Annotated in this window: 20 protein-coding genes and 1 tRNA gene; 2 read left to right on the top strand and 19 right to left on the bottom strand. The window is 72.0% G+C overall.

All coding sequences use genetic code 11. From position 1 onward, the window contains the following. Positions 1-195: 195 nt before the first annotated feature. The 15 genes from BMX65_RS21325 to BMX65_RS21395 form a co-directional block, all read right to left on the bottom strand. Entirely contained in the window at positions 196-621 is a 426-nt protein-coding gene (locus BMX65_RS21325) for a Cg1360 family ATP-synthase-associated protein (RefSeq protein WP_075001953.1), read from the bottom strand. Between the two features lie 268 nt (positions 622-889). Next, positions 890-2,212 (bottom strand): MraY family glycosyltransferase, encoded by a 1,323-nt coding sequence (locus BMX65_RS21330; protein ID WP_075001954.1) that lies wholly within the window; start codon positions 2,210-2,212, stop codon positions 890-892. Positions 2,213-2,352: 140 nt separating this feature from the next. Then, positions 2,353-3,015 carry an arsenate reductase/protein-tyrosine-phosphatase family protein gene (locus BMX65_RS21335; protein WP_019354615.1) on the bottom strand — a complete coding sequence of 221 codons (663 nt, stop codon included), beginning with the start codon at positions 3,013-3,015 and terminating at the stop codon, positions 2,353-2,355. Further along, positions 3,015-3,662, bottom strand: coding sequence for an L-threonylcarbamoyladenylate synthase (locus tag BMX65_RS21340; RefSeq protein WP_075001955.1), 648 nt, complete (start codon positions 3,660-3,662; stop codon positions 3,015-3,017). The genes BMX65_RS21335 and BMX65_RS21340 overlap by 1 nt, the downstream gene beginning before the upstream one ends. Continuing rightward, positions 3,662-4,507: a peptide chain release factor N(5)-glutamine methyltransferase gene (gene prmC / locus BMX65_RS21345; protein ID WP_075001956.1), complete on the bottom strand. Its 846-nt coding sequence runs from the start codon at positions 4,505-4,507 to the stop codon at positions 3,662-3,664. The genes BMX65_RS21340 and prmC overlap by 1 nt, the downstream gene beginning before the upstream one ends. Positions 4,508-4,526: 19 nt before the next feature. Then, entirely contained in the window at positions 4,527-5,597 is a 1,071-nt protein-coding gene (prfA, locus tag BMX65_RS21350; protein ID WP_075001957.1) for a peptide chain release factor 1, read from the bottom strand. A 137-nt stretch (positions 5,598-5,734) separates the two neighbouring features. Next, positions 5,735-5,959, bottom strand: coding sequence for a 50S ribosomal protein L31 (gene rpmE / locus BMX65_RS21355; protein ID WP_075001958.1), 225 nt, complete (start codon positions 5,957-5,959; stop codon positions 5,735-5,737). 246 nt (positions 5,960-6,205) lie between these two features. After that, on the bottom strand, positions 6,206-7,396 hold the full coding sequence (locus BMX65_RS21360) for an LCP family protein (RefSeq protein ID WP_107437545.1): 1,191 nt from the start codon (positions 7,394-7,396) through the stop codon (positions 6,206-6,208). Between the two features lie 408 nt (positions 7,397-7,804). Continuing rightward, positions 7,805-9,817 (bottom strand): transcription termination factor Rho, encoded by a 2,013-nt coding sequence (gene rho, locus BMX65_RS21365; protein ID WP_075001960.1) that lies wholly within the window; start codon positions 9,815-9,817, stop codon positions 7,805-7,807. A gap of 403 nt (positions 9,818-10,220) precedes the next feature. Then, positions 10,221-11,204: a homoserine kinase gene (gene thrB / locus BMX65_RS21370; protein ID WP_075001961.1), complete on the bottom strand. Its 984-nt coding sequence runs from the start codon at positions 11,202-11,204 to the stop codon at positions 10,221-10,223. A 409-nt stretch (positions 11,205-11,613) separates the two neighbouring features. Further along, on the bottom strand, positions 11,614-12,729 hold the full coding sequence (thrC, locus tag BMX65_RS21375; RefSeq protein ID WP_075001962.1) for a threonine synthase: 1,116 nt from the start codon (positions 12,727-12,729) through the stop codon (positions 11,614-11,616). A gap of 175 nt (positions 12,730-12,904) precedes the next feature. After that, a complete protein-coding gene (locus BMX65_RS21380; RefSeq protein WP_075002028.1) occupies positions 12,905-14,203 on the bottom strand; it encodes a homoserine dehydrogenase in 1,299 nt (432 codons plus the stop codon). 145 nt (positions 14,204-14,348) lie between these two features. Further along, the gene (gene lysA, locus BMX65_RS21385; protein ID WP_075001963.1) at positions 14,349-15,764 is read right to left on the bottom strand and encodes a diaminopimelate decarboxylase; all 1,416 of its coding nucleotides are present in this window, start codon (positions 15,762-15,764) and stop codon (positions 14,349-14,351) included. A 34-nt stretch (positions 15,765-15,798) separates the two neighbouring features. Beyond that, complete coding sequence (locus BMX65_RS21390) at positions 15,799-16,839, bottom strand: DALR anticodon-binding domain-containing protein (protein WP_075001964.1); 1,041 nt, start codon at positions 16,837-16,839, stop codon at positions 15,799-15,801. A 389-nt stretch (positions 16,840-17,228) separates the two neighbouring features. After that, positions 17,229-17,717, bottom strand: coding sequence for a response regulator (locus BMX65_RS21395; protein WP_075001965.1), 489 nt, complete (start codon positions 17,715-17,717; stop codon positions 17,229-17,231). Positions 17,718-17,867: 150 nt separating this feature from the next. On the opposite strand from BMX65_RS21395, the gene BMX65_RS21400 reads away from it, so the two are divergent. Next, positions 17,868-17,939 (top strand) — tRNA-Arg (locus BMX65_RS21400). A gap of 1,029 nt (positions 17,940-18,968) precedes the next feature. Here the strand turns inward: BMX65_RS21400 and BMX65_RS21405 are convergent. Together BMX65_RS21405 and BMX65_RS21410 are read right to left on the bottom strand one after the other, a co-directional pair. Continuing rightward, positions 18,969-20,141, bottom strand: coding sequence for an RNA polymerase sigma factor (locus tag BMX65_RS21405; protein ID WP_075001966.1), 1,173 nt, complete (start codon positions 20,139-20,141; stop codon positions 18,969-18,971). 8 nt (positions 20,142-20,149) lie between these two features. Continuing rightward, positions 20,150-20,557: a YciI family protein gene (locus tag BMX65_RS21410; RefSeq protein WP_075001967.1), complete on the bottom strand. Its 408-nt coding sequence runs from the start codon at positions 20,555-20,557 to the stop codon at positions 20,150-20,152. A 493-nt stretch (positions 20,558-21,050) separates the two neighbouring features. On the opposite strand from BMX65_RS21410, the gene BMX65_RS21415 reads away from it, so the two are divergent. After that, complete coding sequence (locus tag BMX65_RS21415) at positions 21,051-22,151, top strand: branched-chain amino acid aminotransferase (RefSeq protein ID WP_075001968.1); 1,101 nt, start codon at positions 21,051-21,053, stop codon at positions 22,149-22,151. A gap of 321 nt (positions 22,152-22,472) precedes the next feature. Here the strand turns inward: BMX65_RS21415 and BMX65_RS21420 are convergent, their stop codons facing one another. Beyond that, a complete protein-coding gene (locus BMX65_RS21420; protein ID WP_075001969.1) occupies positions 22,473-23,561 on the bottom strand; it encodes a DUF8094 domain-containing protein in 1,089 nt (362 codons plus the stop codon). Between the two features lie 484 nt (positions 23,562-24,045). Further along, complete coding sequence (locus BMX65_RS21425; protein WP_075001970.1) at positions 24,046-25,014, bottom strand: universal stress protein; 969 nt, start codon at positions 25,012-25,014, stop codon at positions 24,046-24,048. Positions 25,015-25,256 lie beyond the last annotated feature (242 nt).

Consider the following 25,256-nt stretch of genomic DNA (forward strand, 5'->3'; position numbering starts at 1 on the left):
ACCTCGGTGTGTCGGCGCGGCGTGCGACCGCGGAGCGGCACTGGACTGGTCTTGCGGATTGGGGGGCGGCGGCCGGCCGGAGAGCGAGAGCGCCCGTTCCGTCTCCCGGAACGCGGAACCTCGACCGTCCCCGCCTGCTGCGCCGCAGTTGGTCTCGGACGATAGCAGTTGCTCGAACGAGCACTTATCCCGCCCCTACGTGCCACTGGCCTTCTCGCCGGAGCTGGAGGAGGGCTCGACGTACAGGATCTTCGCCTTCATGTGCGCCCTGGTCTGCGCGGCCACCCACACGATGGTGCTGGCGAGAAGGGCGAGAGCGAAGCTCCGGGTGTCGAAAAGGGTCGTATCCCGGAACGCGATCAGCACCACGAGCAGCAGCAGGATCTGCGTCGTGTAGAGCAGCAGACCCATCGCCTGAAAGAGGTGCGGAAGGGATTTGGCCGTGCGCTGCAGAGCGTAGAGACCCATCCCCATGAAGAGGAGGGCCACGAGCGCTCCGGCGGCACCGCCGATCGCGCCCTTGCTTCCGGCGAAGACGCCGCTGATCACTGCGGCCACGACAGCGGCCACGGCGGTCGGGACGGCGCAGTGCAGCAGCATGCGTGCGTCGTTCGACTGCATGTGGTGTGCTCCGGGGGAAATCTGGGGGACGTGAATCGTCGAGGAAGAGCGTAGCCCGGCGCGGAGGGCGGACCTCCCACAGAAGAGCCCGCGAGAGTGCGGAACTTCGGCTGGCCACCGGGTTTCGTGAACGGTATCACAAACTATTTGATGAGGTCTTTACCTACTTGGTGTGCCCCCCGTCACACGCAGGGGTGACAGAAGACATCTCCCGCTGACGGCAGCCGCTTTGTCTGGTATCGGCGGCTTCCCCTGCTCAGGGAGCGGCTCACTCAGGGGTGTTGATCTTCTTCGTCCGGGTGAACTGCCGCCGCTCCCCGATGGCAGTCGCTCCGTGCAACCCGGCCATCGCGGGCTCACGCTCCCCCGCGGCCTCCGCGTCCGGCTCCGGCGCCGCCGCCTCGGCATCCACCGGCTCCGGGCCGCCCCGCCGGTACCGGGGCGGCAGCACCCGCTGCGCCCAGCCGGGCACCCGCGGCGTGTAGCGCGGCATCAGCAGCACCACCAGGCCCACCGCGCTCAGCAGCACGATCGTCAGCACGATGGCGAGGCTGGAGGAGCGCACCGAGAAGGCCACAGCCCCGAAGGCGATCAACGCGGCCCAGAAATACATGATCAGCACGGCACGGCTGTGCGAGTGCCCGACCTCCAGCAGCCGGTGGTGCAGGTGCCCCCGGTCGGCCGCGAACGGCGAGCGGCCGTTCCAGGTGCGCCGCACGATCGCCATCACCAGGTCGGCCACCGGGATCGCGATGATGCTCAGCGGCAGCAGCAACGGCATGTACAGCGGCACCATCGTGTGCACCGCGGACTTGACCGAACCGGTGTGCTCGACCATCAGGTCCGGGTCGACCTGGCCGGTGATGGAGACCGCGCCCGCGGCCAGGACCAGGCCGATCAGCATCGAACCGGAGTCGCCCATGAAGATGCGGGCCGGATGCATGTTGTGCGGCAGGAAGCCCAGACACATCCCCATCAGCACGGCCGCGAAGAGCGTGGCAGGAGCCGCCGCCTCGATGCCGTAGCCGTACCAGATGCGGTAGGCGTACATGAAGAACGCCACACTCGCGATGCAGACCATGCCCGACGCGAGGCCGTCCAGGCCGTCCACGAAGTTCACCGCGTTGATGGTGATCACCACCAGCGCCACCGTGAGCAGCGTGCCCTGGAAGGGAGTGAGTGCGACGTTCCCCACGCCCGGCACCGGCAGCCACAGGATCGTCAGCCCCTGGAGCACCATCACACCGGCAGCGATCATCTGCCCGCCGAGCTTCACCAGCGCGTCGACGCCCCACTTGTCGTCCAGCACGCCGATCAGCCAGATCAGCCCGGCACCCGAGAGCAGCGCCCTGGGCTCATCGGAAAGAGTGAACAGCTTCCCGATGTTGGTGAGCTGTGAAGCGACCAACAGCCCGGCGCACAGTCCGCCGAACATAGCGATACCGCCGAGCCGGGGAGTCGGCTCCCGGTGCACGTCGCGCGCGCGGACCGGAGGCATCGCGCCCGCCGCGATGGCGAACTTCCGCACCGGCCCGGTCAGCAGATAGGTGACCGCAGCCGTGACGCACAGCGTCAGCAGATATTCACGCACCGGAAGGGCTCCCCAGAGGTCTCGCAGTCAACGCAGGCCCGGTCGGCCGGGCTGTTCAGGCCCACACCATAGGACACGCTCACTGCTGACCGCTGGTTCTGGTGTGGTGGTACGCGGTGGTGTGGCCGGCAGGGCACGGTCTAGGCAGGCGCCGGGACCCCCGTCAGGGCGGTGACCACCGGATCGAGCGCACCGCTGATCTCCTCGCCGACGCTGCGGAAGTACGGGATGGGGGCGCCGTAGGGATCGTAGATCTCGTCCGCCTCCGGGCTGGGCGCCAGCAGCCAGCCGCGCAGCGCGGCCGCCGCCTGCACCAGCGCGCGGGCGCGCTCCACCACGTCCTCGGGGCTGCCCGCGACCGGCAGCGTCGCGGGGTCTATCGCCCGCACCAGCCGGGTGAACTCCTTGAGCGTGAAGGTGCGCAGGCCCGCGGAGTGGCCCATGGAGATCACCTGCGCACGGTGGTCGCGGGTGGCGGTCAGCACCAGGTCGGCCCGGATCACGTGCTCGTCCAGCAGCTCGCGCCCGGTGAACCCCTCGGCGTCCGCGCCGTGTTCGAGCAGCACGGCGACCGCGTTCTCCTCCATGGGCGCGCCCTCGTGCCCCCACGTCCCCGCACTCTCGACCACGAGGCCGCCCGTGCGGCGCTCCCCGAGCCGATCGGCCAGGGCATGCCGGGTGAGCCGCTCGGTGATCGGCGAGCGGCACACGTTGCCTGTGGAGACGTGGAGGATACGGAACGCGCCGTCGGCGCCGCTTATGCCGCCGGCCGCGGCCGGCCCACGCCCGGGTGGGGCGGTCACTACGGGGCCACCTCCAGGCCCGGTACGACCTTGCGCAGCTCGTCCGCGTCGATGGCGCCCGCACGCAGCAGCACCGGCACCGCGCCGGTGACATCCACGATCGACGAGGGCACATTGTCCTGGGTGGGCCCGCCGTCCAGGTAGACGGCGACGGACTCGCCCAGCATCTCCTGGGCCTCGTCGCAGTCCTTCGGCGCCGGGTGCCCGGAGAGGTTGGCCGAGGAGACGGCCATCGGGCCGAACTCGTTCAGCAGCTCGATGGCGACCGGGTGCAGCGGCATCCGCACCGCCACCGTGCCATGGGTCTCCCCCAGGTCCCAGGTCAGCGACGGCTGGTGCCGCGCCACCAGAGTCAGCGCGCCGGGCCAGAAGGCGTCGACCAGTTCCCAGGCCGCCTCGGAGAAGTCCGTGACCAGGCCGTGCAGCGTGTTCGGCGAGCCCACCAGGACCGGCGAGGGCATGCCGCGGCCGCGCCCCTTGGCCTCCAGCAGATCGCCGACCGCGTCCGCGCTGAACGCGTCCGCACCGACGCCGTAGACGGTGTCGGTCGGCAGCACGACGAGTTCTCCGCGCCTGACGGCCGAGGCGGCCTCGCGGAGGCCGGTCGCCCGGTCGGTCGCGTCGGAGCAGTCGTATCGCCGTGCCATTACGGCACCTCCCTGCGTGCAGTGGCAAAACGGGGCCGGTTGTTGAGGTCGGGGTGGTCCGCGGCGTCCGCCCAGCCGCGGTCCTCGGTGAAGATCCAGGGCACCTGCCCGCCCTGGGTGTCGGCGTGCTCGACGACCACGACGCCGCCGGGGCGCAGCAGCCGGTGGGCGGTGCGCTCCAGGCCGCGGATGACATCCAGGCCGTCCTCGCCGGAGAACAGCGCGACCTGGGGGTCGTGGTCGCGGGCCTCCGGTGCCACATACTCCCACTCGGTGAGCGGAATGTAGGGCGGGTTGGAGATCACCAGGTCGACCTGGCCGTCCAGTTCGCCCAGCGCGGTGCGCGCGTCGCCCTGGTGCAGGGTCACCCGCGAGCCCTCGACGTTCTTGCGCGCCCACACCAGCGCGGACTCGTCCAGTTCCACGGCGTGCACCCGGGAGCGGGGCACCTCCTGCGCGAGCGCCAGCGCGATGGCCCCGGAGCCGGTGCACAGGTCCACGATCAGCGGCTCGGCCACGTCCATCGCCCGCACCGCGTCTATCGCCCAGCCGACCACGGACTCGGTCTCGGGCCGGGGCACGAAGACGCCGGCTCCCACATACAGCTCCAGGTAGCGGAAGAAAGCCCGCCCCGTGATGTGCTGAAGCGGTTCGCGGGCCTCGCGGCGGGCCACCGCCTCCCAGTAGCGCGCGTCGAAGTCGGCGTCGGCGACGCGGTGCAGCTCGCCCCGTCCCACGCCGTGCACGAAGGCGGCCAGCTCCTCCGCGTCGAAGCGCGGTGAGGGCACACCCGCGTCGGCCAGCCGTTGGGTGGCCTGGGCCACCTCGGCGAGCAGCACGTTCACTCCGTCCCCCTCCCGGGCGTCATTGTGCGGCGGCCAGCTTGGCCGCGGAGTCCGCGTCCACGCACGCCTGGATGACCGGGTCGAGCTCGCCGTCCAGCACCTGGTCCAGGTTGTACGCCTTGAACCCGACGCGGTGGTCGGAGATGCGGTTCTCCGGGAAGTTGTAGGTGCGCACCCGCTCGGACCTGTCGACCGTGCGGACCTGGCTGCGGCGGGCGTCCGAGGCTTCCTTCTCGGCCTCCTCCTGCGCCGCGGCCAGCAGCCGCGCGCGGAGGATGCGCAGGGCCTGCTCCTTGTTCTGGAGCTGGCTCTTCTCGTTCTGGCAGGAGACGACGATGCCGGTCGGCTCGTGGGTGATGCGCACCGCCGAGTCGGTGGTGTTCACCGACTGCCCGCCGGGTCCGGAGGACCGGTAGACGTCGATGCGCAGGTCGTTCGGGTTGATCTCCACATCCACGTCCTCCGCCTCCGGCAGCACCAGGACACCGGCCGCCGAGGTGTGGATGCGGCCCTGGGACTCGGTGGCGGGCACCCGCTGCACGCGGTGCACTCCGCCCTCGTACTTCAGCCGCGCCCACACGCCCTGGCCCGGCTCGGCCGAACCCTTGGTCTTCACGGCGACCTGGACGTCCTTGTAGCCGCCGAGGTCGGACTCGTTGGACTCGATCAGCTCGGTCTTCCAGCCGAGGCGCTCGGCGTAGCGCAGATACATCCGCAGCAGGTCACCGGCGAACAGCGCGGACTCGTCGCCGCCCTCGCCCGCCTTGATCTCCAGGATGACGTCCTTGTCGTCGCTGGGGTCGCGCGGGACCAGCAGCAGCCGCAGCCGCTCGGTGAGCTCCTCGCGGCGCCGCTCCAGCTCCTTGACCTCGTCGGCGAAGTCCGGGTCCTCCGCGGCCAGTTCCCGCGCCGTACCGATGTCGTCCCCGGTCCGCTTCCACTCGCTGTAGGCGGTGACGATGGGGGTGAGTTCGGCGTAGCGCTTGTTGAGCCGGCGGGCACCCGCCTGGTCGGCGTGGATCGCCGGATCGGCGAGTCGCCGCTCCAGGTCGGCGTGCTCGCCGACGAGTTCCTCGACCGCCTCGAACATCGTGGCCATCCCTTGCTGATGAGTGGGGGCGCGGCGCCGCCGCGCAGCGGGCAGCGGGCGCCTGGGCGCTGAGCACCAAAAGAGCGCCGGGCCGCGCTGCCCGGCAGGGGCAGTCGCGGACCGGCGCTGCGGTGTCGCTACTTCTTGGCGCTGCCGGCGTTCTTGCCGAAGCGGGCCTCGAAGCGGGCCACGCGGCCACCGGTGTCGAGGATCTTCTGCTTGCCGGTGTAGAAGGGGTGGCAGGCCGAGCAGATGTCCGCGCGGATCACGCCTTCCGGCATGGTCGTGCGCGTGGTGAACGAGTTGCCGCAGGTGCAGCTCACCTGGGTCTCGCGGTACTCGGGGTGGATGTCGCGCTTCAAGGTCACTCCTAGGTTCGGGAGGGCACCGGGTCGGGAGACGGGTTGTTTCCCGTGAACCGGGGCCGACGGTCCAGTTTGCCACTGGTGGCCGCACCCCCCAAAACCGGGGGGACGCGCCCGGTATTCCCGGCACCGCCCCCGCCTGTCCGGCCGGGGGCTCCGGCGCGCCCCGACGGCCCGGGCGCCCCCGCCCGGCCGGACCGCTCGCCCGGCCGGAGCGCCCCCGGGTGGACGCCGCGGCGCAGGTCAGTCGTCGGACCGCTGCCCGGTGCCCGCCTGCGGCGTGGCCGAGGCACTGGCGCGGCCGTCGTCCACCACCCCGCCGATGTCGGTCTTGTCGCCCGCCGAGCCCTTGGTGGCGGACTTCGGCACCGGCTCGTCGTGCCGGAGCGCCGACCAGACCTTCTCGGTCTTCGAGCGGATCTGCACCACCCGGTTCGGGTCCCCGGGGTCGTAGGCGACCGGCAGCGTGGTCATCCGGATGTCGTCGGACTTGATGCCCTTGAGGGTCTTGGCCATGCCGGTCAGCTTGCCGACCGAGTCCAGCTCCGAGTCGGTGGTGACCGCGGAGGTCGCGGTGTCCGCCAGGTCGTAGAGCTTCTTGGGGCTGCTGAACAGGCCGACGCTGTTGACCTGGTCGATCAGTGCCTTGAGGAACGCCTGCTGGAGCTGGATACGGCCCAGGTCGCTGCCGTCGCCCACCCCGTGCCGGGTGCGGACCAGGCCGAGGGACTGCTCGCCGTCCAGGCGGTGGGTGCCCGCCTTGAGCTTCAGGTGGCTTTCCTTGTCGTCGATCGCCTTGTGGGTGGTCATCTCGACGCCGCCGAGGGTGTCTATCAGCTTCTGGAAGCCGGCGAAGTCGACCTCGAGATAGTGGTCCATCCGGACGCCGGAGAGGGATTCGACGGTCTTGACGGCGCAGGCGGGGCCGCCGACCTTGTACGCGGAGTTGAACATGGCCCGCTGGGCCGGGACGGTCCTGCCCTTCTCGGACTCGTCGCCCTTGCAGCTCGGCCGCTGCACCACGGTGTCCCGGGGTATGGAGACCACGCTGGCCTTGTCGTGCTTCTCGTTGATGTGCAGCACCATCGCCGTGTCCGAGCGGGCGCCGCCCTCGTTCTTGCCGTACTTCGCGTTCGCCCCGGCGCGGCTGTCCGAGCCGAGCACCAGGATGTCCATGGAGCCGTCCGGGGTGTCCTCCGGCCGGTCCGCGCCCAGGGCCGCGTTGATGTCGATGCCGGATATGTTGCCGTCGAGCTTGAAGTAGACGAACCCCAGACTTCCCCCGCCGATCACGAGCGCGCCCGCCACGGTCCAGGCCGCGACCCGCACGGCACGCCGGCTTCCGCTGAGCGGCCTGCGGCGACGGCCGGAGGCACGTATGCCCCCGGAGCGGCGCGGTGCCGCCGTGTCGCCCTCGTAGCTGTCGCCCGCCATGGTCACTTCCCTCAGTCCTGCCTCGTGGCGCCGTGTGTCGTGTGTGGACGCCGTGCGGTCGTTCCGATCAAGACGTCGTCCCCGCGGGGGACGCGCTGTCTCGCCGGAAGGGTTGCACAACGCGTCGCCGCACTCGGCAGGAGCGCGGGTCGGCACTGCGGCGTACGGACCGGGCCGCAACGCGGCACTGCTCCCGTTTTACCTGCGACGACGCGCTCGCGCCTGCCGGGCGGCGGGCGGGCACCGGCCGGCCGGGGCTGTGGGCAAGCTCTCAGCGGCCCGGACGCACGGCGAGGGCCGCCCCACCGTGCGTGGTGGGGCGGCCCTCGCGCTGACCCGTCCGGGCGACGGAGCGGCTCGCGGACCGGGATCCGGGCCGCTCCGGGCGCCTTCGACTGCCGGGCGGCGTCAGTCCTGGCCGCCGGGGGTCGGGGTGTTCTTCTGGATCTGGAGCAGGAACTCCGCGTTGGACTTCGTCTGCTTCATCTTGTCCAGCAGCAGCTCGATGGCCTGCTGCTGGTCCAGGGCGTGCAGCACGCGCCGCAGCTTCCAGACGATCTGGAGCTCCTCGTTCGCCATGAGGATCTCCTCCTTGCGGGTGCTGGACGCGTCCACGTCCACCGCGGGGAAGATCCGCTTCTCGGCGAGCTTGCGGTCGAGCTTGAGCTCCATGTTGCCGGTGCCCTTGAACTCCTCGAAAATGACCTCCTCCATCCGGGAGCCGGTCTCCACCAGCGCCGCGGCGAGGATCGTCAGGGAGCCACCGTCCTCGATGTTCCGGGCCGCGCCGAAGAACTTCTTCGGCGGGTACAGCGCCGTGGAGTCCACACCGCCGGAGAGGATGCGGCCCGAGGCAGGCGCGGCGAGGTTGTAGGCGCGGGCGAGCCGGGTGATGTTGTCCAGCAGGATCACCACGTCGTGCCCCAGCTCCACCAGCCGCTTGGCCCGCTCGATGGCCAGCTCGGCGATGGTGGTGTGGTCCTCGGCCGGGCGGTCGAAGGTCGAGGAGATGACCTCGCCCTTGACCGACCGCTGCATGTCGGTGACCTCTTCCGGACGCTCGTCGACCAGGACGACCATCAGGTGGCACTCGGGGTTGTTCCGGGTGATCGAGTTGGCGATCGACTGCAGCACCATGGTCTTGCCCGCCTTCGGCGGGGCCACGATCAGGCCGCGCTGGCCCTTGCCGACCGGCGAGACCAGATCGATGATCCGGGGGGTGAGCTGGTTGGGCTCCGTCTCCAGCCGCAGCCGCTCCTGCGGGTAGAGCGGGGTGAGCTTGTTGAACTCGGAGCGGCCCTTGCCGTCGTCGGGCGACATGCCGTTGACCGAGTCCAGCCGGACCAGCGCGTTGAACTTCTCGCGCCGCTCGCCCTCCCGCGGCTGACGCACCGCGCCGGTGACGTGGTCGCCCTTGCGCAGGCCGTTCTTGCGGACCTGGGCCAGCGAGACATACACGTCGTTCGGCCCCGGCAGGTAGCCCGAGGTGCGGACGAACGCGTAGTTGTCGAGGATGTCGAGGATGCCCGCGACGGGGATCAGGACGTCGTCCTCGGCGATCTGCGGCTCGAAGTCCTCGCGGCCGCCGCGGCGGCCCCTCCGGTCGCGGTAGCGGCCGCGCCGGCCGCGGCGGCCGCCGCCGTCGTCGTCGAAGCCGTCGTCGCGGCGGCCGCCGCCACCGCCCTGGTTCTGCTGGCCGCCACCGCCGCCGCCACCGCCGTCGTTCTTGTTGCGGTTGCGGTCACGGTCGCGCTGGCGCTCGCGCTTGGAGGGCCGGTCCTGCTGCTGCTTGCCCTCGCCGGAGGAGCCGCCCTTGCCGTCCTTCTCGGAGCGCTCGGACTTGCCGTCCCGGCCGTCCCGGTTGTCCTTGCCCTCCTGCTTGCCCTCGGCGCCCTCGGCCTCGCCCTTGGCGCGGCGGCCGCGGCCGCCCTCCTGGGCCGCCTTGGCGTCGCCCTCGGTCTGGCCGGGGATGTCGATCTGGCCCTGCCCGTCCTGCTGCGCGGCCTCGGACTCGCCGGTGCGGGCCCGGGAGGTGGCGCGGCGCTTGGGCTTGGCCTCCTCGGCGCCCTCGCCGCCGGAGGTGGCGTCGGCGCCCTTGGCGGGCTTGGCCTGCTTGCTCTCGGCGGTCTTGCCGCCCTTGTCCGAGGCCGCGGGCGCGGAGTCCGAACTTCCGCCTGCCTGGCGCTCCTTGATGACCTCGATCAGTTGGCTCTTGCGCATCCGCGCGGTGCCCTTGATACCGAGGCCGGAGGCGACCTGCTGGAGTTCGGCCAGAACCATGCCCTCCAGCCCCGTGCCGGAGCGCCGTCGCCTGGGTGCGGCACCGGAGGCAGGCGTGGCGGATGCGTCCGTGGCGGGCGCCGCGGCACCGTCGGCGGCGGTATCGGCGTTCACGCCCATCAGATCGGTGGTGTCGCTCACGAAGGGTCCTTCCCTGGAGCGGACGTCGGCCAGTCTGGCTCGGCGACCGGTTGTGCTGTCCGGCTGCGGTCCGGTCTGTGCGGACCTGGCCGGGGCGGTGGTCCCGCCTGGATGTACGGCGGGCAGATCAGTACGTGGGTTCGGCGTGAAGCCTCGACATGGATGTCCTTCACGTCGGCTCCGGAGCGTGTTCGCCGCTGCCCGGCAACGGGCCGAGCAGTGTGGGAGGCTCCTGGAAGAAGAGGTGGTCCCTACTGGAGCTACCAGGGGAACACGCAAGCACCGCACTCTTCGGACTATCGCACTTACCTGTACGAAGCCCACGAGACTGCACGTGCAGACTTGAGGTTAACACTACCGGATCCAACAAACATTCCCCCTCTCGAAGATCCGCAACCCGCCGTCACCGGGACCCGCTGTCCGTGCCTCCCGGCCCGCTCCCGGCCTCGTCAACGCTGCTCCGCGCCCCCGCGGAAAGCGGCAGGACGCTTGCTCCGTCCAGGTCGAGCGCCAGCCGGTTCGCCGTCCAGCCCTCACCCGCCAGCCGGGACACCTTGTCGGCCTCTCCCTCGTCCGAGGCCAGCGCCAGCACCGTCGGGCCCGCCCCCGAGATCACGGCGGGGACGCCCTCGCTGCGCAGCCAGCCGACCAGATCCGCGCTCTCCGTCATCGCCGGGGCCCGGTACTCCTGGTGCAGCCGGTCCTCGGTGGCGGCCAGCAGCAGCTCCGGACGGCGCGTCATGGCCTCCACCAGCAGCGCTGCGCGCCCCGCGTTGAACGCCGCGTCGACATGCGGCACGGTGCGCGGCAGCAGCCCCCGCGCGGTCTGCGTGAGCAGCGGCTTCGCGGGGACGAAGACCACCGGGACGAGGGAGGCGGCGGGCGCCATCCGCAGCGCGCGGGCCGCGCCGCCGTCCGTCCAGGCCAGGGTGAAGCCGCCCAGCAGGCAGGCGGCGACATTGTCGGGGTGGCCCTCGATCTCGGTGGCGAGCTCCAGCAGCGCGGTGTCGTCCAGCCGGGCCTCGCCGCCGGTGGTCACGGCGCGGGCCGCCATCACCCCGGCGCAGATGGCGGCGGAGGAGGAGCCCAGGCCGCGGCCGTGCGGGATGCGGTTGGCGCACACCACCTCCAGGCCGCGCGGCTGCCCGCCCAGCAGGTCGAAGGCGGTGCGCAGGGAGCGGACGAGCAGGTGCTCCTCGTCCCGGGGCAGGGCCTCGGCGCCCTCGCCCGCGATGTCGATGTGCAGACCGGAGTCGGCGACGCGGACCACCACGTCGTCATAGATCCCCAGGGCGAGACCGAGTGCGTCGAAGCCGGGGCCGAGGTTGGCGCTGGTGGCGGGGACACGCACTCGGACGGCGGCGGCGCGGAACGCGGGACCGGCCATCTCTCGATGACTCTCCTTGGTTTGGGTGTGCGGAGCATCCCCTCGACCGCGGCTGCGCCGGACCGGTCACGGCTCCGGGCACACCCGTGGCGGGGACGTACGGGAGTCGGGGTGAAACTCAGCCTATCGAAGGTGGGTTCACTGGCGACATAGGGCGCACGGGAGGCGCACGATGCGTGTCGTAAGCCTCACCGTGCTTCCGCGCGGTACGCGTCCGTACCGCGCGCCGAACCTTCCCGCCCCGGAGGGGGGCCGACCCGGTGGGACGGTCGGGGTGGGCGGTTCGGTCGAGACCCGCACCAGGGGTCTGCCCCGGCGACCACCCCGGGGAAACCCGCTGAGCGGATCCGGTCCGGAACTCCGGCCGGGCGGCTCCGGCACGGCGGGCCGCGCCGGAGCCGCCACCGGGTCAGACCAGGCCGAGGCGCTCGGCGGCGGCGTCCGCGTCGACGGGGACCACGATCGGCTGCGGCGCGCCCGCCACGGCCCAGTCCGGGTCCTTGAGTCCGTTGCCGGTGACGGTGCAGACGATCCGCTGTCCGGTGTCGACCCTGCCCTGCTCGGCGGCCTGCAGCAGACCCGCCACCGAGGCGGCCGAGGCGGGCTCCACGAAGACGCCCTCCTGCGCGGCCAACAGCCGGTAGGCACGCAGGATCTGACGGTCGGTCACGGCGTCGATGAATCCGCCCGACTCGTCGCGCGCCTGCTCGGCCAGGGTCCAGGACGCCGGGTTGCCGATCCGGATGGCGGTGGCGATGGTGCTCGGCTCCTTGACGGCCTCGCCCCGCACGATCGGCGCCGCGCCCGACGCCTGGTAGCCCCACATCCGCGGGGTGCGGGCGGCCGGACCGTCCTGGTGGTACTCGCGGTAGCCCTTCCAGTAGGCCGTGATGTTGCCGGCGTTGCCCACCGGGAGGACGTGGATGTCGGGCGCGTCGCCGAGCATGTCCACGATCTCGAACGCCGCGGTCTTCTGCCCCTCGATCCGCACCGGATTGACGGAATTGACCAGCGCCACCGGATACTTGTCCGACAGCCCGCGGGCCAGCTCCAGGCAGTCGTCGAAGTTGCCGTCGACCTGGAGGATCTTCGCGCCGTGCACCAGCGCCTGCCCCATCTTGCCCAGCGCGATCTTGCCCTGCGGCACCAGCACGGCGCAGACCATCCCGGCCCGCACGGCGTAGGCCGCCGCCGAAGCGGAGGTGTTCCCGGTGGAGGCGCAGATGACGGCCTGGGCCCCCTCCTCCTTGGCGCGGGTGATGGCCATCGTCATCCCGCGGTCCTTGAAGGAACCGGTGGGATTGGCGCCCTCGACCTTGAGGTGGACGTCGCAGCCGGTCAGCTCGGAGAGCTTCTGGGCCGGCACCAGCGGCGTGCCGCCCTCACGGAGGGTGACGGGCGCGGTCCCGGGGGCCACCGGCAGCCGGTCCCGGTACTCCTCGATGATGCCGCGCCACTGCGGGCGCCCCGCACCGGGCCCGGCGGCGGGCGCGGCTGAAGCACCGGCGTCGCCGGCCTCCCGCATCTGTGACATCGCAGGCTCCATGACGGTCACTGTTCCTCGGCTCCCTTACTGACCATTGTCCGACGCTGCCCACCGCGCCGGGCTGCTCGCGCCGCGTGCCGCAGGCCGCGGCCGCACCCTCGCGCCTTTCCGTGTCCGGCACCCCGCGGGTTCCCGCGGGCGGCGCCCGGCACGCTCACTCCCCCTCGACCCGCATGATGCTGGCCACCCCGCGCACCGTGTCGAGGCCGCGGAGCGCCTCGACCGTCGCGCTGAGCGCCGCGTCCTGGGCACGGTGGGTGACCACGACGAGCCAGGCGCCGTCGTGCGGGCCCTCCTTGCCCTTCTGCCGCACGGTGTCGATGGAGACCCCGTGCTCGGCGAAGACCATCGCCACCTGCGCCAGCACACCCGGCTTGTCGGCGACGTCCAGGCTGATGTGGTAGCGGGTGACCACCTCGCCCATGGGCGAGACGGGCAACTGCGCGTAGGCCGACTCGCCGGGGCCCCGGCCGCCGCTGAGCTTGTTGCGGCAGGCGGCGACCAGGTCGCCGAGCACGGCGGAGGCGGTGGGCGAGCCGCCCGCTCCCGGGCCGTAGAACATCAGCTGCCCCGCCGCGTCGGACTCGACGAAGACGGCGTTGTACGCCTCCCGCACCGAGGCCAGCGGATGGCTGAGCGGCAGCATCGCGGGGTGCACCCGTGCGGTCACCGAGCGGCCGTCCGCGGCCCGCTCGCAGATGGCCAGGAGCTTGACGGTGCAGCCCATCCGCTTCGCGGAGGCGATGTCGGCCGCCGTGACCTCGGCCAGGCCCTCGCGGTGCACGTCGTCCAGCCGCACCCGGGTGTGGAAGGCGATACCGGCCAGGATGGCGGCCTTGGCGGCCGCGTCGAAGCCCTCCACGTCGGCGGTGGGGTCGGCCTCCGCGTACCCGAGCGCGGTGGCCTCGTCCAGCGCCTCGCTGTAGCCGGCGCCGGTGGACTCCATCCGGTCGAGGATGAAGTTGGTGGTGCCGTTGACGATGCCCAGCACGCGGTTGACCTTGTCGCCCGCCAGGGACTCGCGCAGCGGCCGCACCAGCGGGATGGCGGCGGCGACGGCCGCCTCGTAGAAGAGGTCGACGCCGTACTTGTCGGCGGACTCGTGGAGGGTGGAGCCGTCCTCGGCCAGCAGTGCCTTGTTCGCGGTCACGACGCTGGCGCCGTGCTCGAAAGCCGAGGTGATCAGGGTCCGGGCCGGCTCCAGGCCACCGATGACCTCGACCACCACGTCGATGTCCGCGCGCGCGGCGAGCGCCGCCGCGTCGGTGGTCACCAGCGCCGGGTCGATGCCCGCGCGGACCCGGTCGGGACGGCGTACGGCGACCCCGGCCAGCTCGACCGGGGCGCCGATGCGCTGCGCGAGGTCCTCCGCGTGCGTCGTCATGATGCGTGCCACCTCTGAGCCGACGACCCCACAGCCCAGCAGCGCCACCTTCAGCGGACGCGTACGCATCATCTGACCTCTTCTCGACTTCTTCTCGACTGCTTCTCGCACGGGCCGCCTTCCGGCCTGCCGCACCCGGCGTTTCGTCCCGTCAAGTCTCACTTACCGATACGGAGATTCCACGCCTGTTCCAGTATGTGGGACGTATATCTCGCTAACCGACATCGAGCCGCAGGAGATCCTCCTCCGTCTCGCGCCGCACGATCGTCCGCGCCTGCCCATCCCGTACCGCGACGACCGGCGGCCGCAGCGCATGGTTGTAGTTGCTCGCCATCGAACGGCAGTACGCGCCCGTCGCCGGCACGGCCAGCAGATCGCCCGGCGCCAGATCGGCGGGCAGGAAAGCGTCCCGTACGACGATGTCACCGCTCTCGCAGTGCTTGCCCACCACCCGGCTGAGCATCGGCTCCGCCGCCGAGGCCCGGGAGACCAGCGCCACGCTGTACTCGGCGTCGTAGAGCGCCGTACGGATGTTGTCCGACATCCCGCCGTCCACGCTCACATACGTCCGCAGCCCCTCCAACTCCTTGAGCGTGCCGACCTCGTACAGCGTGAACGCCGTCGGCCCGGCGATCGCACGGCCCGGCTCCACCGACAGCCGCGGCACCGCCAGCCCCGCCGCCTCGCACTCCCGGGTGACGATGTCCCCCAGCGCCTTGGCGATCTCGTGCGGCTCGCGCGGATCGTCCTCGGGCGTGTAGGCGATCCCCAGCCCGCCGCCCAGGTCGATCTCCGGCAGCTCGACCCCGTGCTCGTCCCGGACCCGGGTCAGCAGCCCCACCACGCGGCGGGCCGAGACCTCGAAACCGGCCATGTCGAAGATCTGCGAGCCGATGTGCGAGTGGATCCCGGTCAGCTCCAGGCTGTCCAGCATCAGAACCCGGCGCACCGCCTCGGCCGCCGGCCCCTCCCCGGCCCCGGACGAGCCGCCCCCGGCCAGCGCCAGCCCGAACTTCTGGTCCTCGTGCGCGGTCGCGATGAACTCGTGCGTGTGCGCCTCGACACCGACCGTGACCCGGATCTGCACCGGCTGCCGCCGCCCCAGCCGCGCCGCGGTGTGCGCGACCCGGGCGATCTCCTGGAACGAGTCCAGCACGATCCGCCCCACGCCCGCCTCGACAGCCCGCTCGATCTCCTCGTCGGACTTGTTGTTGCCGTGCAGCGCGATGCGCTCGGCGGGCATCCCCGCGTCCAGCGCGGTCGCCAGCTCGCCGCCCGAGCACACGTCGAGGTTCAGCCCCTCCTCGTGCAGCCAGCGCACGACGGCCCGGGAGAGGAACGCCTTCCCCGCGTAGTAGACGTCGGCGTCCGGCCCGAAAGCGTCCCGCCAGGCACGGCAGCGGGCCCGGAAGTCGGTCTCGTCCATCACATACGCCGGGGTGCCGAACTCCTCGGCCAGACGGCGCACGTCCAGGCCGCCGACCGCGACGGCCCCCTCCGGCGTGCGCTCCACGGTCTGCGCCCACACCCGCGGGTCGAGCGAATTGAGATCGGCCGGAGGCGCCGTGTAGTGGCCCTCGGGAAGAACGTCGGCGTGCCGGGGCCCGGCCGGGTGTGCGGAACGGCTCATGATCGTGTCCCTGTGTCCCTGGATTGCGAAATGTCTACAGATGCGCGGGTGCGCTGACGCCGAGCTGGGACAGGCCGCCTGCCAGCACCGCTCCGGTGGCCTCGGCGAGGGCCAGCCGGCCGCGGTGCGCGGCCCCGGGTTTCTCCTCACCGCGGGGCAGCGGCGGACACACGTCATGGAAGGCGGCGAACGCCTGGGCGACGGCGTCCAGATGCCGCGCCAACGGCCCGGCCGCCGTGATCCGCGCCCGGTCCGCGAGCAGCGCCAGCAGCCGGGCACCCGCGGCGTCGAGCGGCACCGCGCCCTCCGCGTCCGGGCGCAGCCCGAGCCGGCGCCCGTTGCGCAGCAGCGAGCAGACCCGGGCGTGCGCGTACTGCACCCGGAAGAGCGAACTCGCACGCTCGGTACGCACGGCGAGCACCGCCGGATCCTCACCGGTGACCGCGGCCCAGCGCGGAATGTCGCGGGCGGGGACGTCGGTCGGCGCGGTGGGGGGCGCCTCGCTGTCGGGGGATGCGGTGGGCGGTGTCGCGTAGTCGGTCGGTGCGGTGGGCGGTGCCCCAGCGTCGGACGGTGCCCGCTGGTCCGCGGTCCGGGGTGGGGCTGCGGTCCGGAACGGTTCGGCGACCAGCGTCGGTTCCGCGGTCCGAGTCGGGGCTGCGGTCCGGGGCGGTTCCGCGGTCCGAGTCGGGGCTGCGGCCCCAGCCGACCCGCTCTCCGTCAGCGTACGCAGCAGTGCGACCCGGGCCTCGTTCGTCAGGGTGACGTTCACGAACCCTCCGCCGACGACCTCGGCACCGCCGACCGCGTCCACATCCCCCTCGAGCCGCGCACATAGCTGCTGCGCGAGCTCCTGCGCGGGGCGGCCGCACGCTGCCGCGATCTGGAAGGCGACCCCGGTCGCGTAGTCACCCGGGCCCCGCCGGGGCGGGGACTCCACCACGACACGCACGCCGCCGATGCGAGCCGCCGCACTCCCCGAGGGCCCGTCCCCGGTGAAACGGGCGGCCTCACCATCGGGCAGCACATGAGGCAGCACGTGCCGGATGGTGCGGGAGAGCTGGGCGGGGGTCACAGAGCAAGCGTATGGGAGGCGGGGTGGGTCCGCGCGAACCGGTTTCGGTAGCTGGGACGTCTCCGCGGCCCCCGCAGGCGCCGCGCTCACGCGCTGCGCCGACCCGGCGACGCACGGCATCAGGACCAGGGGAGCGCGGAGTGCGGGACACGGGGGCGCGGGGCCTCGGCAGCGGGCTCCGCCGGGCGCCCTCGCGTCCCCAGCGCACTCCGGCGCCGCGGCGGAACCGGAGTCCGGCACGGGCATCGGCGTCACCGCAGGGACGCACGTCCGGCACCGGGACGGGGGCCACCGATCCGGCACGGCACGGCCAGCGGCAGCCGCGCACCGAGTCCGGCAGCCACCCCGACCTCCCCGCACTCTCAGGAATCTCAGGGCTTTCAGGGCTTTCAGGGCTCGACGGTCTCGGAAACTTCGGAGACCTCGTCGGCACCGCCGAAAGCATGGGGAGCCCCGCCGGACACTCTCCCCGCGGAACCGCCCCCCTCCGCCCCGGCCCCTCCGGGTCTCCCGAACGTCAGCCGGTGCACCATCTGCACGAGATCCGCGGGCTCGAAGGGCTTCCCGAGGAACGCGTCCACGCCTCTCTCACCGCCGACCACACCCCCGCCCTCCAACTCGGTGCACGCGCTCACGAGCGCGAGCGGCAGGTGCCTCGTACGCGGATCGGCGCGCAGCCGCTCCGCAGTACGGACCCCGTCCAGACGCGGCATCACCGCATCGAGCGTCACGACATCAGGCCGCACGCGATGCACCACGTCCAGGCACTCGGCACCGTCGACTGCGGTCACCACCTCGAAGCCCTCCAGCTCGAGGTTGACCCTGATCAACTGCCGGATGACGCTGCTGTCGTCCACAACAAGCACCCGGCCGGACATACCTGGCACATCCAGAAGCGTAGGCGCGCCCCTCCACCCGCGTCCGGGATTTGCCCATTTCCACCCCTGCTCCCACCCACCCGCACAACGCGTTCCGTCCCACCCGCAGTGACCTGGTAGTGTTCTACCTGTCGCCGCCCAGACGGCCACGCCCCCGTAGCTCAGGGGATAGAGCAACGGCCTCCGGAGCCGTGTGCGCAGGTTCGAATCCTGCCGGGGGTACTTTGAACGAAGTACTGAAACGCCCTGTGACTCATGCTGATGATCACAGGGCGTTTGTCGTCGTATACGCGGTTCGTGACGGCCCGAGTCGACAGCAGTCCGCTGAGGTGGTCAGGCCGCGGCGGCGTCAGAGGCGGGCCGGGGGCAGACCAGACCCCACCCAGGCCCTCTCGTGACACAAAACAGTCCCCGGAGTCCTCATCGTTGCCATCAACCTCGGTCGTCGCCGAGGCTCCGGTAACGAGGGGCTTCGGGGGCCTCGCCAGATCCTGCGGGAATCTCCTGCCGATAGACGTCTCCACCGACGGTGGGATTCTCCGGTTTTCTGGTCTATTACCCAGTTTCCACGCCACCCGACCCGTGTCAAGCGACCACCACGGTGAGGGGCGTTGAGCCTGGTCAGGCCCCCTCTGCAACCGTCGGCAGGCCGCGCGGGGCTACGACCCGAGGGGGAGGTGTTCCCCGGCGACGAGGGGACCCGACAACGATGGGGGCCCGACGAAATCGCCAGGCCACCCGGAGACGGGACATCCGGGAAGAGGTGGTCATGACGGCGGAGGCGCGAACGGATTCGCGGGGTCGTCGGGGTCGTGAAGATCGACGCCTTGGCGCTCCAGTTCCTGCATGGCGGAACCGATCTCCCGCAAGCATGAATCGCACAAGGTCATGCCGTCGTCGAGGCCGGTCGCACCACACTTCTTGCACGTACCCATCTGCCAACTCCCCACCGGCCCAGGGCCCTTTGAGTGCTGCTGCGCCACACAGAAGGTGAAAAGTACCTCACTGCGCGTATCAGCGACAGGTTGTTTGAAGGTCGGATCCCAGATCTGTGGCTGGAGTCCGTCCCGGCCGGTCACCTGTGGCTCCGCGGTGACGCACGTCGCAACTTCACCGTGCGACTCCGCGCCGGACAGGGCGGAACTCTCACCGAACCGACAGCTCAGCACGGACGTGGGTGGCTCCGCGTTCGGACCGGGGCGCGGCGGCACGGCCGGATCGGACTGTCGGCAGCAGCCGACGCCGAAACCGTCACGGAGACGAGATGTTGAGGCGGGCGGCCTGGCGGGTCAGGTGGCCGCGTTCGGCGAGGTTGGGTGCCTTGCGGGCCGCTTCGGCGTACAGGCGCGCCGCTGTCGCCCGGTCGCCGGCTCGCTCGTGGAGGTGGGCGGCCACCGCGGTGTGGCGGGGCAGGGAGTCGTCCAGAGCGGCGAGGGCGGCCAGTCCGGCACGCGGGCCGTCGGCCTCGCCGACGGCGACCGCGCGGTTGAGGCGGACGATCGGGCTGTCGGTGAAGCGCGTGAGCTCGTCGTACCACTCGAGGATCTGCACCCAGTCGGTCTCCTCGGCGGTGGGTGCGTCCGCGTGGAGCGCCGCGACGGCGGCCTGGGCCTGGTACTCGCCGAGTCGGTCGCGGGCGAGGGCGGCCTGGAGGATCGCGATGCCCTCGGTGATCGCCCCGGTGTCCCACCGGCCGCGGTCCTGCTCGGCGAGTGGGACCAGGCTGCCGTCGGGCGCGGTCCTGGCGGCGCGCCGGGCATGGTGGAGCAGCATGAGGGCGAGCAGTCCCGCCACCTCGGGGTGGTCGACGGCGGTCGCGAGTTGCCGGGTGAGCCGGATGGCCTCGGCGACGAGGTCGATGTCACCGCTGTAGCCCTCGTTGAAGACGAGGTACAGGACGCGCAGCACGGTGGCGAGGTCGCCGGGCTGGTCGAAGCGTACTCCGGAGACGGTGCGCTTGGCCCGGCTGATGCGTTGCGCCATGGTCGCTTCGGGCACCAGGTACGCGTGGGCGATCTGGCGGGTGGTCAGCCCGCCGACGGCGCGCAGGGTGAGCGCGACCGCGGACGACGGTGTCAGCGACGGGTGGGCGCACAGGAAGTAGAGTTGGAGTGTGTCGTCCACGGAGCCGGCGGGGCCGGGGGCCGGCTGCTCCTCGACGAGGTCTTCGCGTCTGCGGCGTGCGCTGTCCGCTCGGGTGGCGTCGAGGAACTTGCGCCAGGCCACGGTGACCAGCCAGCCCTTCGGGTCCCGCACAGGGGACCCGCTGCCGGGAGAGCCCTGTGCGGAGGTGGCGGGCCAGCCGCGGAGCGCCTCGATGAGTGCTTCCTGCACGGCATCCTCGGCCGCCGCGAAGTCGGCCCCGCGGCGGACGAGGATGCTGAGCACGCTCGGCGTGAGGCGCCGGAGCAGGAGTTCGTCCATCTGTCGGGTCACTCCGTGACGGTGGGCGGCTCGGTCAGGAAGGGGCGCAGCTCCAGCCATTCGTGGATCGGCTTCCCGCCGGCGCCCGGTGCGGCCGACAGTTCCCCGGCGAGTTCGACGGCACGCTCGTAGCTGTCGACGTCGATCGCCATCCATCCGGCGATGAGGTCCTTGGTCTCGGCGAACGGACCGTCGGTGACCGGCGGGCGGCCCTCTCCGTCGTACCGGACGAACGTCCCTTCGGGAGCGAGTGCCTGGCCGTCGACGAACTCGCCGGTCTGCTCCAGCCGCGCCGCGAAGTCCTGCATGTACTTCACGTGCGCCGAGATCTCCTCCGGCGTCCACTGGTCCATGGGGACGTCGTTCACTGCGGCGGGGGCGCCGCGGTAGTGCTTGAGCAGCAGGTACTTGGCCATCGTGGTCCTCCTCGATGCGGGCGCGGCCCTTGTCGCCGCGTTCACAGTCTGTCGGGCTTCTGCCGAGTGTTCACAGCTTGTTCCGCATTCACAGTCTGCTCGGTGTTCACAGCCTGTTCCGCGTGTTCGGCCCGTTCCGGGTTGTTCTCGTATTCACCCCGGGGACGGAGCCGGTCCCGGGTTCTCGACATCCCTCGACGTCCCTCGACGAATTTTTTTCGGCTCTCCCGGAGGAGCTCGGGCGAGGGGCGGCGCCGGTGCCGCGGCCTGAGGGCCGTCGGGTGGCCGGCTGACTGGTGGTGTCCGTGCGCGCCCGTCAGGGACGCATGGGAGGAGCACGGTCCGCACCCGAGGGGCGCCGCGGCGCGTACTAGGAGCGCCGCGCCGCGTACGAGGAGCGCCGCGCCGGGCCGCAGGCAAGCCGCGTCCGGGACGGGTCGGGCGACTTACGATGCCCGGTGCCGGTCGTGGCGGGAGGCGGGAGGAGCCGAGGGTGAGTGCGGAGTTCGCAGTGGTGCGCAGTGAGCGGCCCGTGGGTGAGGACGCGCGCGCCTCGATCCTGGCGGCGCCGGGGTTCGGGCGGTACTTCACCGATCACATGACCTCGGCGACCTGGACCGCGGACGACGGCTGGACGGGGCACAGGGTCGGGCCGCTGGAGCCGTTCCGGCTCCATCCGAGTGCGGCCGTCCTGCACTACGCGCAGGAGATCTTCGAGGGGCTGAAGGCGTACCGGCACGGCGACGGCAGCGTGTGGCTCTTCCGGCCGGACGCGAACGCGCGGCGGTTCGCTCGGTCCGCGCGGCGGCTGGCGCTGCCGGTGCTGCCCGAGGAGGACTTCGTCGCCGGTGTCACCGCGCTGGTGCGCACGGACGAGCCGTGGGTTCCGGCGCCGGCGGGTGAGGAGAGCCTGTATCTGCGGCCGTTCATGTTCGCCTCGGAGGCGTTCTTGGGGGTGCGGCCCGCCGCCCGGGTCGAGTACGCGGTGATCGCGTCGCCCGCGGGGCCGTACTTCGCTTCGGGGGTCACCGGGGTCACTCTGTGGGTGAGCACGACGTACAGCCGTGCGGCGGAGGGCGGTACGGGTGCCGCCAAGTGCGGCGGAAACTACGCCGGGAGCCTGGTGGCGCAGCGGGAGGCCGCGGAGCACGGCTGCGACCAGGTGCTGTATCTCGACAGTGCCGGAAAGGGGAACCTGGAGGAGTCCGGCACCATGAACCTCTTCCTGGTCACCTCGGACGGCCGTCTCGTCACTCCGGAGCTGGGCACCATCCTGGAAGGCGTCACCCGCGACAGTCTGATGGCGCTGGCGGACCAGCACGGGCTGACTGCGGTGGAACGCTCCGTCGGGGTCGGCGAACTGCGCGCCGGGATCGCGGACGGCACGTTCGTCGAGGCGTTCGCTGCGGGCACGGCTGCCGTGGTCACTCCGATCACCGGTTTCAAGGGCGAGGACTCCGGAGGCGGCAGCTACGCGCTCACCGTGGGCGAGGGAACGCCGGGCAGGAAGACACTCCAGTTGCGGGAGCATGTGCTGGACATCCAGTACGGCCGTGCCGGTGACGCGCACGGCTGGTTGCACCGCGTGTGCTGAGCGGCGTCGCCCCCCTCGGCCTGCCCGTCGCCCCGCTCGACCTGCCCGTCGCCCCGCTCGACCTGCCCGTCGCCCCGCTCGGCCTGCCCGTCGCCTCGCTCGGCTTGCCGGTGGATTCGCCGGGCCGTGTCCCGTCCTGGGCGTGAGGGGTGCACCGGGCGCTCCCGGGAGCGGCCGGCCTCGGCGACGCCCCTGCGCCACGAGGCGCCCTCACGCCGGCTGGGTCGACGGTTCCGCAGGGGGATCGACGGTTCCGCGCGGAGGTGGTCCGACCGCCTTCGTTCGCGTGTCCATGCCCACGATGTGCTCCGGTAGCCGACGTCATCGTGAATCCACCAGCGCGTACTTCGCCGAGAGCACCGCCGGACGTCCCTGCTGCGGCAGGTGGGCGAGCGCTTGGCCGTGGAAGGTGCTGACCACGGAGTCGCGTGGCGTCGCGTCGTAGACCGCTTCCTCGTCGGAGGGGGTGATCTGGTACCCGGGTCCGGTGACGCGCAGCCGCTGTTCGTGTGCGAGGGGCACGACCGCAAGCACTCCCCCTCCGGCAGTACGCAGTGCGTAACTCTCGCTGTGGCTGGGCCGTGCCGGTACGAAGCGTCTTCGGGCCCGCTCCGGACCCAGCTCGTCGTTGCGGTGGCGATAGGTGCTGCGTGCTTCCTCGGTCACGGCGTTGGGTGCGAGTGCCGCTGCCTCGCCGGTACCGCCGGTGCGCCACAGGTCCTCGTACGTCTCGGGGACATCGTGCGGGCGCAGGGTGCCGCTCCTGGTGGAGATGCCGGCCTCGGCCGCGAGGCCGGAGCGGCCTGTGGCGATCCGGGGCAGCCGCCCGGCCTGGAGGGGCAGGGCGGCGTGCAGCCGCCAAGCGGCCACCGCGGCGCCGTCGGCCGCCTCTCCCCCGGTGGCTTCCGGCCGCTCGGCCTTCCCGTTCCGGGCGAAGACCAGCACGGTGTGCTGCGGCTGGGGGGAGGTACGGGTGGCCGTCACCATGAACCAGCGGGCTCCGGCGGGAATGTGGAACTCGGGCTTGCGGAAGCTGGTCGGGCGGGCGAACGCGGCACGTTCGGTGCGCGGCAGCGCGTCGTACTGCTCGTAGCCGGCCGTCGCTCGCTCCAGCGCGTTTCCCGCGGCGACATGGGCCAGCAGCGCAGCATCCCGGTTCCGGTCCGCTCGGGTCGCTACGCGCTCGTAGTGGTCGAGGATCCGGCGGGCCTGTACGGCGGTCACCGGGGCGGGCTGATGCGAGGGTGCCCCGGTCCGGCCGTCACCACCGCGGGCGTCACGGCCGGCGGGTCCGGAACCGTCCGTTCCGGGGAGGTGCCCTCCGGCGCAGCCCGCGGTGGTTCCGGCGACGAAGAGCGCGGCCAGGACAATGGCGACGGCGATCCGGAGGCGGTGGGGCAGCCGCCGCATGGGCGGACGACAGCAGGCACACATGGCGGAGCTCCTGGTGCGGGTCCGAAGGGCGGTCGTGGTTCCGAGGGCCGGGAGGAGACGGACACCGAGGTCCGGACCTCCCGGTCCACGTTCCGGCAGAATGCCTCAACAGCCACGACGGCTCAGCGGAACGGGCGGAATTCGACCTTGGACGGCCGACCTGGCACGGCCACCGTGGCCGGTATCGTTCGACGGGCCCCGCTCTTCCGTGCTCTGCTCTTCGGTGCTCCGCTCCTCGGTGCTCCGCTGCACTTTCGGGGACATGACAGGCGTCTGGCCGCGTAGATCCTGCGACTGCGACCACAGCGCACAGGTGGCCGCAGAGTGAGCACACCGCCCCGGATCAGGCAGGTCGTCGACCGCGGGACGTTTCAGTCAGCACCCCTGGCGCCACGAGGCCACGGCATGCCGCTGCGCTGCTCCGGACCGTTCACTGCCCCGTCTGCCCCGTCTACCCCGTCTACCCCGTCTGCCCTGCCTGTCCCGCCTGTCCTGCCTGCCCCGTCTGCCCCGTCCCCCTGTGGTGACGGTGGCTCGTCCCGTGCCGGTGTTCGCGATCCGCTCTGACGACCGCCACCGGGCAGTACGCGTGGTGGAGCACCGCCTGGCTGACCGACCCGAGCAGCAGCCCGGTGAAGCCGCCCCGGCCGCGCGCGCCGACGACCAGCAGTTGTGCCTCCTCGCTGGCTGCGATCAGCGCCTGCCGGGTGTACTCCTGGACGAGCCGCGGCGTCACCCGGACATCCGGGTACTCCTCGCGCCGGGCGCTGATCGCGGTCGCCAGCACGCGCTCCTCCTCGGCGCGGTAGAGGTCCACGTCGTAGTAGGTGGGCACCTGGATGCTCGGTCCCGCCGCGACGGGTCCGGTCCAGGCGTTCCAGTTGTGCAGTGCGACGAGTTCGGCACCGCGCAGGGACGCCTCCTTGAAGGCCCAGCCGACGGCCGCGTCGCCCACTTCGGAGCCGTCCACTCCGAGCACCACCGGCCCGGCGGGGTGCTTCCGGCCGCGGGTGACCAGCACGGGGCACTCGGCGTGCGCGGTGAGGTAGACGGCGACGGAGCCGACCAGCAGCCCGGTGAAGCCGCCGAGGCCGCGGTCCCCGACGACGACGAGTGCGGCGCCGCGCGACTCGGTGGCGAGGACGGAGAGCGGCTCACCCGCGATGACCGCATGGCTGACCTCGACGGTGGGCTGTGAGCTCTTCGCGCGGGCGGCGGCTTCCTCCGCCGTGCGGTGGGCGAGGTTGCGCAGTCCGCCCTCGGGCGGGCCCATGGTGGACGGTCCGAGGGGGACCTTCATCGTCGGCCAGACGAACGCGTGCACCACGTGCAGCGCGCCGCCGCGGAGCTTCGCCTCGCGGGCGGCGACGTCGACGGCTTCCAAGCTCGACGGAGAACCGTCGACACCGACCACAACGGTCCCGCTCACGGCGGCGCTCCCTTCCGGGACCCACCCGCCGCCGCGCTGCGGAGCCGTGGTCGGGTACGTCCCTCCTGCGTCACTCCAGGCATACCGTTCGCGAGCCGGGACGGCAGCGGCAGATGGCCCGATCGGGCGGACCTCGGACCGGGAACCGGGGACGGGAGGGAAGGCATGTGCGGCCCCGCACCGGGCGGGGCCGCGGGGGCCGGAGCAGGGCGGACCGGGAGCCGAGGGGCGGGCGGACCTGG

Source organism: Streptomyces qinglanensis (assembly GCF_900111245.1).
GTDB classification, from domain to species: Bacteria; Actinomycetota; Actinomycetes; order Streptomycetales; family Streptomycetaceae; genus Streptomyces; species Streptomyces qinglanensis.

Coding starts and splice junctions, on each gene's coding strand:
- prfA (WP_075001957.1), bottom strand. CDS start 5,597: ATGTTCGAGGCGGTCGAGGAACTCGTCGGCGAGCACGCCGACCTGGAG.
- BMX65_RS21360 (WP_107437545.1), bottom strand. CDS start 7,396: ATGGCGGGCGACAGCTACGAGGGCGACACGGCGGCACCGCGCCGCTCC.
- BMX65_RS21325 (WP_075001953.1), bottom strand. CDS start 621: ATGCAGTCGAACGACGCACGCATGCTGCTGCACTGCGCCGTCCCGACC.
- BMX65_RS21410 (WP_075001967.1), bottom strand. CDS start 20,557: ATGGCCAAGTACCTGCTGCTCAAGCACTACCGCGGCGCCCCCGCCGCA.
- BMX65_RS21380 (WP_075002028.1), bottom strand. CDS start 14,203: ATGCGTACGCGTCCGCTGAAGGTGGCGCTGCTGGGCTGTGGGGTCGTC.
- lysA (WP_075001963.1), bottom strand. CDS start 15,764: ATGAGCCGTTCCGCACACCCGGCCGGGCCCCGGCACGCCGACGTTCTT.
- BMX65_RS21340 (WP_075001955.1), bottom strand. CDS start 3,662: ATGGCACGGCGATACGACTGCTCCGACGCGACCGACCGGGCGACCGGC.
- BMX65_RS21405 (WP_075001966.1), bottom strand. CDS start 20,141: ATGGACGAACTCCTGCTCCGGCGCCTCACGCCGAGCGTGCTCAGCATC.
- BMX65_RS21420 (WP_075001969.1), bottom strand. CDS start 23,561: ATGCGGCGGCTGCCCCACCGCCTCCGGATCGCCGTCGCCATTGTCCTG.
- BMX65_RS21395 (WP_075001965.1), bottom strand. CDS start 17,717: ATGTCCGGCCGGGTGCTTGTTGTGGACGACAGCAGCGTCATCCGGCAG.
- thrC (WP_075001962.1), bottom strand. CDS start 12,729: ATGCGGGAGGCCGGCGACGCCGGTGCTTCAGCCGCGCCCGCCGCCGGG.
- thrB (WP_075001961.1), bottom strand. CDS start 11,204: ATGGCCGGTCCCGCGTTCCGCGCCGCCGCCGTCCGAGTGCGTGTCCCC.